General features: G+C 48.8%; 16 protein-coding genes. 11 read left to right on the top strand and 5 right to left on the bottom strand.

The annotated features are described in order from the left end of the window. Nucleotides 1-3,159, top strand: coding sequence for an efflux RND transporter permease subunit (locus OCU49_RS03365; RefSeq protein WP_261843621.1), 3,159 nt, complete (start codon nucleotides 1-3; stop codon nucleotides 3,157-3,159). Between the two features lie 4 nt (nucleotides 3,160-3,163). Here OCU49_RS03365 and OCU49_RS03360 read toward each other — a convergent pair whose 3' ends face one another. Then, nucleotides 3,164-3,535 carry a PilZ domain-containing protein gene (locus OCU49_RS03360; RefSeq protein WP_261843620.1) on the bottom strand — a complete coding sequence of 124 codons (372 nt, stop codon included), beginning with the start codon at nucleotides 3,533-3,535 and terminating at the stop codon, nucleotides 3,164-3,166. Between the two features lie 788 nt (nucleotides 3,536-4,323). On the opposite strand from OCU49_RS03360, the gene dapC reads away from it, so the two are divergent. The 7 genes from dapC (at nucleotide 4,324) to OCU49_RS03325 (ending at nucleotide 9,819) form a co-directional block, all read left to right on the top strand. After that, nucleotides 4,324-5,532, top strand: coding sequence for a succinyldiaminopimelate transaminase (gene dapC / locus OCU49_RS03355; RefSeq protein ID WP_261843619.1), 1,209 nt, complete (start codon nucleotides 4,324-4,326; stop codon nucleotides 5,530-5,532). Between the two features lie 23 nt (nucleotides 5,533-5,555). Further along, the gene (locus OCU49_RS03350; protein WP_261843618.1) at nucleotides 5,556-5,897 is read left to right on the top strand and encodes an ArsC family reductase; all 342 of its coding nucleotides are present in this window, start codon (nucleotides 5,556-5,558) and stop codon (nucleotides 5,895-5,897) included. Between the two features lie 80 nt (nucleotides 5,898-5,977). Then, the gene (gene dapD / locus OCU49_RS03345) at nucleotides 5,978-7,009 is read left to right on the top strand and encodes a 2,3,4,5-tetrahydropyridine-2,6-dicarboxylate N-succinyltransferase (RefSeq protein WP_261843617.1); all 1,032 of its coding nucleotides are present in this window, start codon (nucleotides 5,978-5,980) and stop codon (nucleotides 7,007-7,009) included. A gap of 123 nt (nucleotides 7,010-7,132) precedes the next feature. Continuing rightward, nucleotides 7,133-8,275: a succinyl-diaminopimelate desuccinylase gene (gene dapE, locus OCU49_RS03340; protein ID WP_261843616.1), complete on the top strand. Its 1,143-nt coding sequence runs from the start codon at nucleotides 7,133-7,135 to the stop codon at nucleotides 8,273-8,275. A gap of 3 nt (nucleotides 8,276-8,278) precedes the next feature. Continuing rightward, entirely contained in the window at nucleotides 8,279-9,136 is an 858-nt protein-coding gene (locus OCU49_RS03335; protein WP_261843615.1) for a putative RNA methyltransferase, read from the top strand. Nucleotide 9,137: 1 nt separating this feature from the next. After that, nucleotides 9,138-9,440 carry a hypothetical protein gene (locus tag OCU49_RS03330; RefSeq protein WP_261843614.1) on the top strand — a complete coding sequence of 101 codons (303 nt, stop codon included), beginning with the start codon at nucleotides 9,138-9,140 and terminating at the stop codon, nucleotides 9,438-9,440. Next, nucleotides 9,433-9,819 (top strand): hypothetical protein, encoded by a 387-nt coding sequence (locus OCU49_RS03325; RefSeq protein ID WP_261843613.1) that lies wholly within the window; start codon nucleotides 9,433-9,435, stop codon nucleotides 9,817-9,819. The genes OCU49_RS03330 and OCU49_RS03325 overlap by 8 nt, the downstream gene beginning before the upstream one ends. Before the next feature lie 23 nt (nucleotides 9,820-9,842). On the opposite strand, the gene OCU49_RS03320 is transcribed toward OCU49_RS03325, so the two are convergent. After that, entirely contained in the window at nucleotides 9,843-10,268 is a 426-nt protein-coding gene (locus tag OCU49_RS03320; protein ID WP_261843612.1) for a hypothetical protein, read from the bottom strand. A 147-nt stretch (nucleotides 10,269-10,415) separates the two neighbouring features. Here OCU49_RS03320 and greB point away from each other — a divergent pair, with 147 nt between their 5' ends. Then, complete coding sequence (gene greB, locus OCU49_RS03315; protein WP_261843611.1) at nucleotides 10,416-10,931, top strand: transcription elongation factor GreB; 516 nt, start codon at nucleotides 10,416-10,418, stop codon at nucleotides 10,929-10,931. A gap of 8 nt (nucleotides 10,932-10,939) precedes the next feature. Here the strand turns inward: greB and OCU49_RS03310 are convergent, their stop codons facing one another. Beyond that, nucleotides 10,940-11,569 (bottom strand): HD domain-containing protein, encoded by a 630-nt coding sequence (locus OCU49_RS03310; RefSeq protein ID WP_261843610.1) that lies wholly within the window; start codon nucleotides 11,567-11,569, stop codon nucleotides 10,940-10,942. Between the two features lie 106 nt (nucleotides 11,570-11,675). Between OCU49_RS03310 and OCU49_RS03305 the strand changes: the two genes are divergently transcribed. Then, the gene (locus OCU49_RS03305; protein WP_261843609.1) at nucleotides 11,676-12,515 is read left to right on the top strand and encodes a LysR family transcriptional regulator; all 840 of its coding nucleotides are present in this window, start codon (nucleotides 11,676-11,678) and stop codon (nucleotides 12,513-12,515) included. 56 nt (nucleotides 12,516-12,571) lie between these two features. On the opposite strand, the gene OCU49_RS03300 is transcribed toward OCU49_RS03305, so the two are convergent. Next, complete coding sequence (locus OCU49_RS03300; protein ID WP_261843608.1) at nucleotides 12,572-13,795, bottom strand: aminotransferase-like domain-containing protein; 1,224 nt, start codon at nucleotides 13,793-13,795, stop codon at nucleotides 12,572-12,574. A 161-nt stretch (nucleotides 13,796-13,956) separates the two neighbouring features. Between OCU49_RS03300 and OCU49_RS03295 the strand changes: the two genes are divergently transcribed. Further along, nucleotides 13,957-14,856 (top strand): AraC family transcriptional regulator, encoded by a 900-nt coding sequence (locus OCU49_RS03295; protein WP_261843607.1) that lies wholly within the window; start codon nucleotides 13,957-13,959, stop codon nucleotides 14,854-14,856. Here the strand turns inward: OCU49_RS03295 and OCU49_RS03290 are convergent. Then, nucleotides 14,819-15,538, bottom strand: coding sequence for a helix-turn-helix transcriptional regulator (locus tag OCU49_RS03290; RefSeq protein ID WP_261843606.1), 720 nt, complete (start codon nucleotides 15,536-15,538; stop codon nucleotides 14,819-14,821). The two genes, OCU49_RS03295 and OCU49_RS03290, sit on opposite strands and share 38 nt — an antisense overlap. Nucleotides 15,539-15,541 lie beyond the last annotated feature (3 nt).

The raw sequence follows: 15,541 nt of genomic DNA, 5'->3' as shown, positions 1-15,541 counted from the left end.
ATGAATAGCTATCAGGGCCCGCTTAAAAATCTGACGACGCTGTTTACCAGCCATAAAGTCGCTGCCAACCTGTTAATGCTGCTGATGATTCTCAGCGGTATATGGGGACTAAAAAAACTTAACACGCAGTTTTTCCCCAGCTTTGAACTGGATGTCATCAACATTGCAGTCGTCTGGAGTGGCGCAGCAGCTGAAGACGTCGAACGTTCAATTATTCTGCCGGTAGAGCGGGAACTCAAGTCTGTCAGCGGCATAGACGCCTTATACTCCACTGCCACTCAGGGCGCGGCAGCTATTCGTATAGAGCTTGAAGAAGATAGCGATACAGCTTTTATTCTTGATGACGTCAAACAAAAAATTGACGGCCTTAGCAACCTGCCGCAAGAAGCGGAAACGCCTATAGTTCAGCAAATTATCCGCTATGAAAACATAGCAAGTCTGCTAATCACCAGCGAGCAGGGCAGTCTGGAAGAGCTGCGCCAGCTGGCCCGACAATACGAGCGGGAACTGCTTAAACGCGGCATCAGTAAAATCGACTTCATCGGCATGCCCGAAGAAGAAATCGCCATTCAGGTATCTTCCGCCAAACTTCATGAGCTGGGTCTGTCCCTTGACCAGATTGCCAGCCGGGTAAGCCAGCGCAGCCTTGATATACCAGCGGGTACCGCTGCAAAAGATGACGGGTCCCGTTTAGTTCGGGGTCTCAATCAGCAACGGGATGTAGAAGGTTTCAATCAGCTCCCTCTGTTAACAGAAGAAGCTGGCCGACTCATCCGTCTGGGGGATATTGCCGATATCGACTGGCGCATGCAGGACGACCAGATATTCCTGACTTACCGCGGCAAACCCGCTATTCAGCTGCACCTGCGGCGCACGGAAAATAGCGATACCCTGGTTGCAGCAGGCGTTTTACGGGAGTGGCTGGCTGAGCAGGATAATCAGCTGCCTGACGGTGTTCAGATCATTCCGTTTGATGAAAGCTGGAAACCCATTCAGGATCGCATCAACCTGTTACTGAAAAATGGCCTCGGCGGCCTGATACTGGTTATTGCTACCCTGTTTCTGTTCCTCAACGCCCGGGTCGCATTCTGGGTAACGGTCGGCATTCCGGTCTCTTTCATGGCAACTCTTGCCGTCATGTATGGCATTGGCGGCAGCATTAATATGATCAGCCTGTTCGGCATGATTATGGCCGTCGGTATTATTGTCGATGATGCTATCGTCGTCGGAGAAGACACTTTAACGCATTTACAGATGGGCGAACCCGGCCTCCAGGCAGCTATAGGTGGTGCTCACCGGATGCTCGCACCGGTCATGGCATCTTCGTTAACTACTATCGCAGCCTTTCTGCCGTTACTTCTCATTGGCGGGATCATTGGCAACATCCTCATAGATATTCCGACAGTCGTCATCTGTGTCATCGTCGCATCAGTCATTGAATGCTTCCTGATATTACCGGGCCACCTGCATCACAGTTTACGTAAAGCCAGCGACTTGCAGCCCTCTAAATTACGTCAAAAACTTGATAACGGCTTTGAACGCTTCAAGCAGGGACCGTTTAGAAGCAGTGTCGAAACCGCTATTACATACCGCTGGACGACTATCTGCGCAGCTGTAGCTGTGCTAACCCTAAGTATTGGCCTTATCTCCAGTGGCCAGCTTAAATTCACCTTTTTCCCCGCGGTTGAAGGCGAGACAATGACCGCTAACATTCAGTTCAGCGCCGGTACCGAAGCCCGTAAAGTAGATGACTTCCTGCAACATCTGGATGCAACATTAAGAGAAACCGACGCCGAATTTGGTGGCGGCCTGATTGTGGTTGCTTTACAAAAACACCGTCAGAGCAGCTCTTCCCGCAATAGCAGCCGGGCGACAAAAGGTGATGAGTTCGGCGCACTTTTTGTTCAGCTAACACCTGTCGACGACAGAGCAATCAGCAACAAGGCTTTCATTAAGAGCTGGAGAGAAAAAATCATTCAGCCCGCAGGTATTGAAAAATTCACCATCGACGTCAGTCGCTCTGGCCCGCCGGGCAAGGCGATTGAAGTCAAGCTCAGCGGTCAGGATGTAGAAACACTTAAACAGGCGTCACTGGCAGTACAGTCCGCCCTGCGTAAATATAGCGGTATCAGTAATGTTGACGACGACCTGCCCTTCGGAAAATCCCAGCTGATCTATGCGCTAACCCCTGCCGGAGAAACCGCTGGACTGAATTTACAGTCTGTCGGACGTCAGCTCAGAGCGGCGCTGGACGGTCAGCAGATTCAGGTATTCTTCCGTGGCGAAGATGAAGTAGAAGTACGCATGGTGTTACCGGATGCCGAACGTAACCGCCTCAGTGCTTTACAGCATCTGCCTATTGTTCTACCTAACGGCTCAACATCGCCATTAGCAAATGTCGTCAGCTTTACAGACAAACAGGGACTTGACCGCCTCCAGAGAATAGACGGCCAGTTGGCGATTAAGGTGACAGCTGACCTTGATGAGGCCAGCGCTAATGCTAATGAAATCATTGCGGACTTCCGCGCGAACCAGCTAGCCGATATTTTAGCGGAATACGGCATTACCGCGACCTTTGAAGGCAAAAACAAAAATCAGCGGGAAACCCTGGCAGATATGAAAACTGGCCTGATACTGGCTATGTTCCTGATTTTCATTATTCTCAGCTGGGTATTTTCATCATACAGCTGGCCCTTTGCTGTCATGCTGGCTATTCCACTCGGCCTGACCGGTGCGATTCTGGGTCACTTTCTTACCGGCCAGACGCTCACCATATTGTCGCTATTTGGTTGTTTTGGCCTGTCCGGAATCGTTATCAATGACTCGATTGTTTTAATAACCTTCTACCAGAAACTCAGGAATATGGGGAAGAACGTTCACGAAGCTATCGTTGAAGCAGCCTGCCAGCGTTTAAGGGCAGTTTTACTTACTTCACTGACAACTGTCGCCGGGCTGGCGCCAATTCTGTTTGAGACATCCTTGCAGGCGCAGTTCCTTATTCCAATGGCAACCTCTATTGTGTTCGGTCTGCTCTATGGCACTGTACTGATTCTGCTAGTCATTCCGGCACTTCTGGTCGTCATTGAAAATACCCGGAAGAATCTGTTTTGGTTACTGGGCAAAGAAGACAGTAGCCATCAGTCACAGCACGGTCTGTAAAACTTCAGGACGATAAGTAACAATCAAGCAGCGCTGCCAGATGCAATTTTGCGGCAGCGCTCTGATAAACAAACCGCATACCCCACTCATAATTATCCTGCGATAACCGGCGCACATGTACCAGCCGGCAGTGACACTGCATATTCTCACCGTCCAGGCAAAAGCCAACCATAAACTCACTGCTACGTTGTGACTCAGCCTGATCAAGCCGTAAACTTCTGACTAACGCCTGTTCTCCCTGAACGGTAATGCCACCCATGCTGATATTTGTAATCGTTGCTAACACGGGTTGTTCCTCAAGTGGAACTCCATACATGCCAATCTGCGCTGTCAGATTAATCGTCACCCTGGGATGAACCCGATTATCTGCAAACATAATGGTCATTTCTCACATATAACTTTGTGTAACATCATGATTATAGGTGAACATTGGCCCAGAGAGCTAAGCCGAGCTTAAGTCAGATATGTTAACTGATAAAAAATCCCCTGCGACAGCTAACAGGTACAGGACTGCCACACAGGGGAAAAGTCTAGCAACATAAGGACGCAGGCTGAAATTCACAGCCTGCAATGAATGCAGTTACTAACAGGTACAACCTGCAGCAATTGCAAACTCTTTTTACGCACAACTCACCCAGTATGTATTAAGCCAAAAATACTTAATGAGTCAGCTGCTCTGTAATTCACGAATATCTGCATCACACTTATCTGACACTACAGATAACACTAAGCATCTGATGCAAAACATCAGAAATCGCTTAAAGAAACCAGGCACGTTAGAGAAAGTTCATCAAAGAGAGCTCTGAAAAGTAAGAGCCTACATGCGGTATTACACAGTAAGAGATCTCCGCCATAACAACAAAGACAACCAGCGGATAAATAAACACCCTGTACTCTTGCCTCCCTGGATGCCAGACAAAGCTGACAGCAAGAAGATTAAGTAGCCACGGCTGAACCAATTGTGAACTGGCATTTTTTTGTACATTCTGACCCGTAAAGGTGCCGTATTCTGCTAGTTAATACGCCTGCTTATCCGCTATAATTGCCAGCCTTAATGACCACGGGCAAAACACTGGTAAAACATCTGTGCTAAAGCAGCTTCCAGTGTTGATGCTTGTGGTTCGCCAAAGACGACGGTACCGGGAATCTATTTAAGGCACATCCATGAATCCAGATTTACAAAAGCTCCAGCCCTACCCATTTGAAAAACTGACCACGCTGAAAAACGCAGTCACGCCTCCGGCGGAACTGGAGCACATCGCACTGTCTATCGGGGAGCCTAAGCACCCATCACCACAGTTCGTTATGGATGTCTTTACCGAAAACATGGGCCGGCTGGCTAACTACCCAACCACTGCAGGCCTGCCAGAGCTACGTCAGACAATCGCCGACTGGGCCACCCGTCGCTTTAAGCTTAAGCCAGGTAGCCTAACCGCTGCGGACAATATTCTGCCGGTCAACGGTACCCGTGAAGCAATTTTCGCGTTCACTCAGGCAGCGGTTGCCCGTGCACCTGAAGGTGAAGCAACACCTCTGGTTGTGTCGCCTAATCCGTTTTATCAGATCTATGAAGGTGCAGCTTATCTGGCCGGTGCAGAACCATTCTTTCTGAACTGCAATGCCGATAACGGTTTCATCCCAGATTTTGATGCAGTAGATGCCTCTGTCTGGGAACGTTGCCAGTTACTGTTCCTGTGTTCACCAAGTAACCCGACAGGTGCAGTTACCAATCTGGACACACTGAAAAAACTCATCGCTCTGGCAGATAAGTACGACTTTATTCTTGCCAGTGATGAATGCTACTCAGAGATTTATCTGGACGAAGCACAGCCTCCTGTTGGCCTGCTGGAAGCCTGCGCGGTTATCGGCCGTCATGATTTCAGCCGTTGTATCGTTTTCCACAGTTTGTCTAAGCGTTCGAATCTGCCGGGTCTGCGTTCCGGTTTCATTGCCGGTGATGCAGCCTGTATTAAGCCATTGCTGAGCTACCGTACTTATCATGGCTGCGCAATGTCTATACCTAATCAGTTCGCTAGCATTGCCGCTTGGAACGACGAAGCTCATGTACTGGAAAATCGTGATAAATATCGCGAGAAATTCCAGACAGTTGTAGATATTCTTTCTCCGGTAATGGATGTTAAGGCACCCGATGCCAGCTTCTATCTGTGGGCAAAAACACCGATCGCTGACGACCAGTTTGCCCAGGGCCTGTTTGGCCAACAAAACGTTACTGTACTGCCAGGCCGCTACCTGTCCCGTGAAGTGGATGGTCAGGTTCCCGGCGAAGGTTATGTGCGTATGGCACTGGTTGCCACGATTGAAGAATGTGTCGAAGCTGCTCAGCGCATTCGTGCATATGTTGAGTCTCTTTAAAGCACCAATACAGGAATAGACTGATGACCACTCTGTACGGTATTTCTAACTGTGACACTGTGAAAAAAGCCCAGCGCTGGTTAGATGCGCAGGGTATCGAATTCAAATTCCACGACTTCCGTAAGGATGGTCTGGAAAAGTCTCAACTGGAGCAATGGAGCGACGAACTTGGCTGGGAAAGCCTGGTTAATAAACGCAGCACTACCTGGCGCCAGTTGGAAGACGACGTAAAGAACACACTGGATGCCGCATCTGCCGTAGAGGTTATGCTGGCTAATCCGACTCTGATTAAGCGACCTGTTCTTGATCTGGGTGACAGCCGTAAGCTGGGATTCAAAGACAGCGATTACGCATCTTACTTTTAAACATTAAGAACTCGACATAACGTCACGCGCAATGCCCGGACGTTATGCCGAAGTTAAAAATAAATATTGAGGTTAAAACTATGAGTACTTTTGCACTGGGTCTGGGCGTAGGCAGCCAATCTTCTACTGGCGAACTGTTAGAAGTGTACTTCAACCAACCATTGCTGAACCCATCCGACGAGCTGATTGCTGCTGTTGCAGCTAAAGTTGGCTACGAAGGTGGTAACCAGAATATCCAACTGACGGCTGAACAGCTGAACGATCTGGAAGCAGCGTTCCTGTCTGTAGATGCAGAAGATCAGGCGGAAATCGTTGAAGTATGCAAGGGCACTCAACAGCCAATGATCCTGACTATTCTGGCAACAGATGACGAGCCACAGGGCACTGCAGACGCTTACCTGAAACTGTCTCTGATCTCTAACCGTCTGGTACAGCCTCATGGTTTAAACCTGACAGGTATCTTCGGCAAACTGCCAAACGTAGCCTGGACTAACGAAGGCGCGATCTCTCTGACAGACCTGCCTAAGCGTCAGCTGGCAGCCCGTGCACAAGGTCGTATTATTGACGTTCACTCTGTGGATAAATTCCCTAAGATGGCTAACTACGTTGTACCTGCCGGTACCCGTATTGCAGCAACTTCACGTGTTCGTCTGGGTGCGCATGTTGGTGAAGGCACTACAGTTATGCACGAAGGTTTCATCAACTTCAACGCCGGTACTCTGGGTGTAAGTATGGTTGAAGGCCGTATCTCTGCGGGTGTTGTTGTTGGTAACGGTTCTGATCTGGGTGGCGGTTGCTCTACTATGGGCACACTATCCGGTGGCAACAATGTTGTTATCTCTGTTGGCGAAAACTGCCTGATGGGCGCTAACGCAGGTCTGGGCCTGCCACTGGGCGACCGTTGTACTGTAGAAGCGGGCCTGTATGTAACTGCCGGTTCTAAAGTGACCGTACTGGATGACCAAAACAACGAAGTTAGCACTGTAAAAGCGGCTGAATTAGCCGGTAAGCCGGATCTGCTGTTCCGTCGCAACTCTCAGAACGGCCGCGTTGAAGTTAAAACCAACAAGACTGCTATCGAACTGAACGACGAGCTGCACGCACACAACTAAGTTGTATCGCTGGCTTTATCAGGCGCATTCGCTCTGATCATCAACCCCGGTCATGCACCGGGGTTCTCATTTCAGATCAATAGCTTCAAACTCAATAGTCTCAAACCCAATTAGGTATCCCCGATGTCCCACTCTCCCACCGTTGAACTGGCTAAAGAATTAATCTCACGCCGCTCCGTCACCCCTGAAGATGCTGGCTGCCAGGAGTTGATGATTGAACGTTTGGAGGCTATGGGATTCGTAATTGAACGCATGCAGTTTGAAGATGTGAGCAACTTCTGGGCCCGTCGTGGTACCGAAGGGCCAGTATTTTGTTTTGCTGGCCACACTGATGTTGTCCCCAGTGGTCCTGAAGAAAAGTGGAGCCATCCTCCGTTTGAACCTGTTATTGAAGATGGCTACTTGTGTGGCCGTGGCGCGGCTGACATGAAAGGCGGTATTGCCAGTTTCATGACAGCACTGGAACGCTTTATCGCGCATCATCCAGATCACAAAGGATCTATCGCCTTACTGATCACCAGCGATGAAGAAGGTCCGTTCATTAACGGTACCACTCGGGTAATCGATACACTGGAAGCCCGCAATGAAAAAATCACCTGGTGTATTGTTGGTGAGCCTTCCAGTACCGCACAAGTTGGCGACATTATTAAAAACGGTCGTCGTGGTTCTATCAGTGGTGAAATCACTGTAAAAGGCGTTCAGGGTCACGTTGCTTATCCGCATTTGGTGAAAAACCCTATTCATAAAGCCATGCCAGCATTTGCAGCACTTTCTGAAGAAAAGTGGGACGAAGGTAACGAATACTTTCCGCCAACCAGTTTCCAGATTTCTAACATCCATTCAGGCACCGGCGCCAACAACGTTGTACCTGGCGACCTGGAAGCGAAGTTTAATTTCCGTTTCTCAACTGAACTGACCGACGTTGAAATAAAACAACGTACCCACGCTATTCTGGATGCTCATGGTCTGGATTACGATCTGACCTGGATTCTCAGCGGTCATCCATTCATTACTGGTGAAGGCGATCTGGTTAATGCCTGCCAGAGTGCAATTAAAGCTGTTTCCGGCATCGAAACAGAGCTTTCGACTTCAGGCGGTACATCTGATGGTCGCTTCATAGCGCCAACAGGTGCGCAAGTTGTAGAACTGGGTCCGGTAAACGCTACCATCCACAAAATTGATGAGCGTGTTAAAGCTGAAGACCTGGATACTCTGTCTTCACTGTACGAAAACATCATGGCACGCTTACTGGTTGATGAGGCCTGATCATTGCTCGCACTGACTTGTCCAAGCTGTCAGGCCCCCCTGACAGCAACAGAAAAAAATCTGCGTTGTACCGCAGGTCACAGCTTCGATGCTGCCCGTCAGGGTTATTGGAACCTGCTACTTGCAAATCAGAAGCGCTCTAAAGATCCCGGCGATAATGCAGAGATGGTTAAAGCCCGGACTGATTTTCTTGCGCTTGGCTATTATCAGCAACTGTCTGACCATCTTAATCAGTTAGTCGGTAAAACCCTGTCTGCAGCTGAGTGCCCTCAGATGATGGATATGGGTTGCGGTGAAGGCTACTACACCAACCGGCTGCACGAATACCTGCTTAACGAACAGGCAAATACCGCGGAAAATCCATTACAACTGGCAGGCCTGGATATATCCAAGCATGCCGTAAAGGCAGCTTGTCGCCGTAATAAAGCTGTCACCTGGCTGGTAGCCTCAGGTGCCAACATGCCTGTGGCAGAGGCCTCTCTGGACTTACTAACCGTCGCTTTTAGCCGGCTGATGCCAGAAGAGTTCGCCCGGACACTAAAAGCCGGCGCTCATCTGATCATCGCTTATCCCGGTGACCAGCATCTGCGTCAGCTGCGGGAGCTAATTTATAAAGAGGTACGTGAGTCAGGTTTCGATCCATCTTCTGTATTAGGAGAGGCTTTCGAAGCAATCTCCGAACAACAGGTGAAATACGACTTTGAACTGACCTCACAGGCCGAAATTCAGCAACTGCTTGCAATGACACCTCATGGTTGGCGGATCAAACAGGATGTTCGCGACGATCTGAAACAGCTGCCATCACTGCAACTGACTCTGGATGTAAGGCTCGCAGTATTCCGGCGTAGTGACGCTATCTGATATGCGTCTGAAAACTCGCATCAAACTTGCTTTGGTACACAGAGCTGATCAGGGTAAACAAAATCTGATGATTCTGCTAACCGGTGCGGGTATATTTCTGATCGGTTTTTTACTGATGAACTTTGCAGAATACTTTCTGCTTAGCTCCGTCAGCCAGGAACTCATTGCCCTGCTGGGCCTTGTTCTGGCAATTATTGGGGTAATTATCGCCGCCTTCGGCTATATTTGTCTGAGTTTTTTGCGGATTTTCCGCGTGATTAATACTGATACCACACACAGCAGCAAGAAGAAAAAACATGAGTGATACAACAGCTACACGACATCCGGACATCGAAATCTACGTAAAAAGCCGTAGCCTGGAAGATATTTGTCAGTGGCTAAGCGCAATATTCTCTGCCGTAGAACTACAGCATTCCCAGGGCACCGTTCATCAGTACCAGACAAATTGCGGCATACCGGTATTGATTCACGAAAAGGTATCAGGCAAAGCCTGGACCAGCGTCTGGTTTGATTCCGATCGCACCCCGTGGGAAAAAGACCTGGACTGCGCCACTATTGCTAACCAGCAAATGGATACAGAAATTCGCTGTATTGCCGGTGGCTGGAGCGACGGTGATGACCCGGATGAATGGTGGAAAATAGAGACCGGTGGGGAAGCATCTAAAATTCAGTGGCGTACATAAACACTGCTACTCAGTCAGATTGATCAAGCGACTGCACTGAACTGCGAGCGGGACTCTTCGATTTCACTGATAATCAGATTGCGGGAAGAAGTCAGTCCGATACGTGCATAAGTATCGGCTGCCAGGGCCTGATTTTCCGGCATGATAGCCTGAGCATGAACATGGCTAAGTACGTATGCCATATCCGCAAAGTTACTGCTGCCTACCGACGTATTCAGACGACCTACAATCTCTTCGTTATATAAGCTGTCCGGATCCGGATAACTTAGTTCTTCACTGGCAGGCAGTTCGAATACAGCACCACTGCCTACTTTCTTGGCAGCCTGATCTTCACTGGCAGAAATCATACTCAACAACATAGAGAACTGCGCCCCCTGACCATTCTGAACCGCGTGGCTCAGGGTCGAGGTATAAGTCTCTATTTGTTGTTCTATGCGTTCAATCTGCATCGTCGGATCTGCAACTTGCCTGATGTTTCATTTTCAATTTAGTATTAGTCGGCGCTCAGGGGATTTTCTTTAGCCTGATTTACCTCTGAGTGCTAAAAAATCTTTATCTAATATCAATACGTTAACTTTACTGTCTGAGTTTTATTCATGTCCCGCTACCGTCCGCCAGCACCACCTAAATCCCGTTACATCACTGCTGCCGGTGCAGCAGCCATGAACGCCGAGCTCAAGTACCTGTGGAAAGTAAAGCGCCCGGAAATTACCCAGTCCGTTAAAGAAGCTGCTGCACAGGGTGACCGTTCCGAAAATGCCGAATATATTTACGGTAAAAAACAACTTCGGGAAATCGACCGCCGGGTACGCTACCTGTCTAAGCGTCTGGATGTATTAACTATAGTTGACCGTATACCTGATGATCGCCAGACAGTGTACTTCGGTGCCTGGGTGGATATTATTGATGAGGAAGATAAAGCCGCCCGCTATCGGATTGTCGGCCCCGACGAAATTGGCGAACGTTCCGACTACATTAGTATGGACGCACCAATGGCAAAGCAGCTACTGAAGAAAAAAATTGGCGATGAATTTGCCATCCGGCGTCCGGACGGCAATGAAGTCTGGTATGAAATTACCGGTATCGAATACCTGCCCGACCCGGCTGATTAATCATATTATCAGGCCACAGCCCCAACACTGTCATCTGACTTTTCAGCCAATTCAAGATGCCCCGGATGCCGGCCAAACATTCGTTGCAACATAGGAATGAAGAATTCCAGAGGTTGAGTCGGATAGTCCGGATCAAAGGCATTCTGATCATAGTTATGGCAGAAGTATTTACAATCTTCATAGTAAGGACTGTCTTTATACTTCTCCCGGGCGTTACGGTCACCACCCAGGTGGTGATTGTAATAATATCCCTGAAAAACACAGTGATGCTGAACTATCCAGTGAACCTTCTCACTCACATAAGGCTTAAGAATTGCGGCGGCAACTTCACCATGATTATAAGGGGCAACAATGTCACCAATATCATGTAACAGTGCGGCAACCACCAACTCTTCATCGGCATTATCATCATAGGCCCGGGTCGCTGACTGCAGGGAATGCTGTAAGCGGTTAACCGGATACGCTGTCCAGGGTTCATCTAACTCTTTCAGCTGAGCGACTAAACGGTTAACCAGCTCAGTATTGTACTCATCTTCAAACTCCATGATTGCCATGAACTCTTCATACGTCGCATCTTCCATGCGAGTCCAGCCCGCCTTATAGTTTTTGTCTGCCATGCTCTCACCTACTCGTGCCATACATCGTTCTTGTTATTAATGAAGAAACTCTAGAAGCTTTACACTGAAAAATAAAACGAATAGATTTTGTCAATCTGATAATATTTTTTAATCGGCCAATATAACGATGCACAACGATGCGCTAAACACTTTTCTCACCGTAGCCCGCTGTGGTGGATTTCACGCCGCTGCTGAACATCTGCATATCACTCAGGCGGCGGTATCAGCCCGGATTCGCAGTCTCGAATCTCAGCTTGATGTTAGTCTGTTTGAACGGGGGCCTGGCGGCAGCCAGTTAAGTGACGCCGGTAAGTACTTACTACCCTACGCAGAGCAAATGCAGACTACCTGGCAACAGGTTACCAGGGACCTGAAAGAACGTTTTACCGACCATATTGCATTACGCCTGGGCGCTCAGATGAGTATCTGGGAGCAGCGCCTGATCGACTGGGTTATCTGGATTGAAACCGAACATGGCAAACTGCCGATGACCCTGGACTTTGACTACCACCGAGATATGAATCAGGCCGTACAGAACCGCCTGGTAGACGTTGCTATCAGCCATTTACCCGGTAAAGAAGCTAACCTGATCAGCTATTCGCTGCCCGCAGAAAAGCTCGTTCTTCTGACCCGGCGCCCCTGCCATTTTAGCGATCAGGACCTCCCCCGCTTTATCGATTTCGATTTCGGAGAAGCCTATCACCGGGAAGTAAATACAGTCCTGCCAGACAGCCAGCGCCTGCATGTTTTCTCCGGGAACAGCGCTATGGGCCTGCGTTATATTATGGCCAATGGAGGAATGTCATATTACCCACAACGTCTGGCGCAGCAAGACCTCGATGCAGCCCGGCTACATCAGGTAGAACAGGCACCAAATATATCCCTGGCCTGCTACCTGACATACCGGACGGATAACCCGCACCGTGTGCTGATAGAAGAGATGATTCAGGCATATTTTCATCCCTGAATCTAAGCTCAAACTCAAGCCGGACTATAAAATTCAACGCTGAACATCACTGCGGCTTAGCGTTCAAGCATTGCCAATACCCGGCTGAAACGGCGTATACCTAAATCGATGTTAGCAACAGACTCATGGCTGAAGTTAAGTCTGAAAGCAGCTGATACCTGCTTCTGTGGATAAAATACACTTCCCGGAACTACAGTCACTCCTTGCTCGATAGCCTGCTCTGCCACCCGCAGCTCATCTATCTGACCAGACAACCGGGATCCAGATAAATCCAGCTCCAACCAGATAAACATACCACCCTCAACCGGACGTAGCGTTACCCATTCAGGTAAATGTAGCTGTACAGACTCAGACATTGCCATATACCGCTGCAAATACTCCTGTCGCAGTTGCTGCAGATGATCAGCGAACTCCCGATGTGATAGCAACCCTGCCAATAAAGCCTGACCGGGCAACTGAGTATGCAGATCGGTAACCTGCTTAACCTTAAGCAGCTGACCTATAAATTTTTTATCTGCCTGAACACAACCAAGCCGTAGCCCCGGGCAGGCAATCTTCGAAAAAGACCGCAGCAGTAAAGTTCGTGCCGGAGACAAATCTGCCAACATAGGTAATGACTTACCCACAAAGCGCAGCTCCCGGTAAGGTGCATCCTCAATCAGAAATACCCCGTATTTCTCACACAGACGAACAATCTCATGCCGCATTTTCAGGGAATAGCTGGCACCCGTTGGATTATGAAAATCAGCAATCGCATAAAAGAACTTAATGTCTTGCTGTGCAAACAATGATTCAAGCACCGCTAACCTGTCGGCTTCGTATTCTTCGCTTACGCCACCCAATGCAGGGACTGAAATCACCTCTGCTTCTGCCAGCTGAAAGGCCTGTAAAGCGCCCAGATAGCAGGGTGCCTCTATGGCAATCCTATCACCAGGATTTACAAACGCCCGCAGGATCAGATCCAGCCCCTGCTGAGCACCGTTTGTCACCAATACATCATGATTATCAGGCATCGGGGAACGCTGCCGTAAAACAGTTAACAATTCATCCAGCCCCTGACTGCCACCGTACTGTAAAAGCTCTGATGCTGTCTGGTCAGTGCTCAACTGCCGAATCAGAGACACAGGGAAACAGGCTTCAGCCGGTAAACCACCGGCAAAAGAGATCATATTCCTACGACCAGCCACTGCCAGAATTTCCCGTAGATAAGAAGCCTGTAAGTGCTGCAACCGGTTAGCTGCCATAAGGCCCGGACCATTTTCTGCCTGCGATAATGTCATAATGAGTTCCTTCTTTTTTCTCTTAAATAAAGTAATTAAGAGCAGTTATTTGAACTCCAGCATATTCAGTAATTATCACTAAGATTTGTTAATTTATAAGATCATATATGTCCATTTATGATATTTTTATATAGACAGTTTATCTTCAGGCAAACCATCCAATGGCCACACCACAGCAAATCGCACGTATAAATGACGTTCTGCACCAGATACATAAAGACATTACCGCTGACCTTAACGGTAAACAGCTGGCACAGGTTGCTGCTTATTCAGAGCAGCACTTACACCGGGTTTTTGCAGAGATCGTTGGCGAAAGCCTGCATCAGTATATTCGCCGTAGCCGACTTGAAGTTGCAGCAAACCAACTGATGTTCAGCCCTGAAACTGCCATTGTAGATATTGCAGAGAAATGTGGTTTTCAGTCACTGTCATCCTTCAGTCGCGCCTTCAGAGCAACATTTGGCTGCGCCCCCGGACAATGGCGTAAGCACCTTAATACCGAAGATAAACCTTACTTAAAAGACCCGGAAATCGCTGCCGCTTATTGCCGTCTGCAAGATCAGCACTTACCAACCCCTGAGCTTATCGACCTCCCTGCATACAGAGTGGCCTATATTCGTCATCAGGGTTATGGCCGGAATATTCGCAACAGCTGGCAACTGCTGACAGCCTGGGCAGCAAGTCAGGATATTTCTCTTCTGACCACACCTGACGTGCAAATCGGCCTGCACCATTCAAACCCGTCACGAATTCCATTAGAACAGTGTAGATACGTTGCCTGTACGGCAATCGAAGCACCGTTGAGAAAAGCAGTACCATTGAAAAAACGCGGCATCATTAATGAAATGATTATTCCCGGTGGCTTACACGCTTGCTTTAAACTGCACGGACGCTATGGAGAGCTACTGCCCTGGATAAGTAAGATAATGGAAGAATGGCTGCCTGAATCAGGCCTGGTCGCCAAAACAACACCCGCTTTCGCTATCTACGAAAAAAACCACTTTCTGAATAAGAACGAAGAATTCAGTCTGAAATTTTGCTTACCGGTGGGCTTTTACTGACTTCACAAATACTGGCCAAATAATTCTGCAAACTGATCTCAGAGTGCTGTGGATAAACATCATCGAGTAACTGCAGCTGCGAGATGCGGTCCAGCCTGAACTGCCGATAATCACTTCTCAATTCGCACCAGCCAACTAAGGTCCAGACAGTCCCCCAGTAGACCATTCCCAGAGGCCACAAACGCCTTTGAGAAGGTTCGCCGTCAGCGCGACGATAATCGATATGCAGAATTTTCTGTTCCCTTACACCCGCCCGAATCAAATCACCAAAACGTGCGTTCTCGCCATGGGAAAAATCCGGAACCAACATCCACTCACTGCTACGCAGATGCGCATCATGTGCAGGATCAGGCAGCGTCGCACGGATTTTATCCAATGAACTGGTGGCCGCTTTACCTAACTCACTGTCGCCCCAGCGCTGCACCATACGGGCACCAAGCAGTAATGCTTCCAGCTCATCCTGATCAAACATTATGGGCGGCAACGTAAAACCTGGTTTCAGCCGATAACCAACACCCGCTTCACCTTCAATTGGTACACCGGAAAGACTCAGCGCCTGAATATCGCGATAGATTGTCCGCTCAGACACCTCAAGACATTCCGCCAGCATCTGCGCGGTAATAACCCGTCGCCGACTGCGCAATAGAGTAAGTAACTGAAAAAGACGTTCCGCTTTTCGCATGAA

It is taken from the genome of Aliamphritea ceti (genome assembly GCF_024347215.1).
Lineage (GTDB): Bacteria > Pseudomonadota > Gammaproteobacteria > Pseudomonadales > Balneatricaceae > Amphritea > Amphritea ceti.
This window is presented reverse-complemented; position numbering and strand designations above follow the sequence as displayed.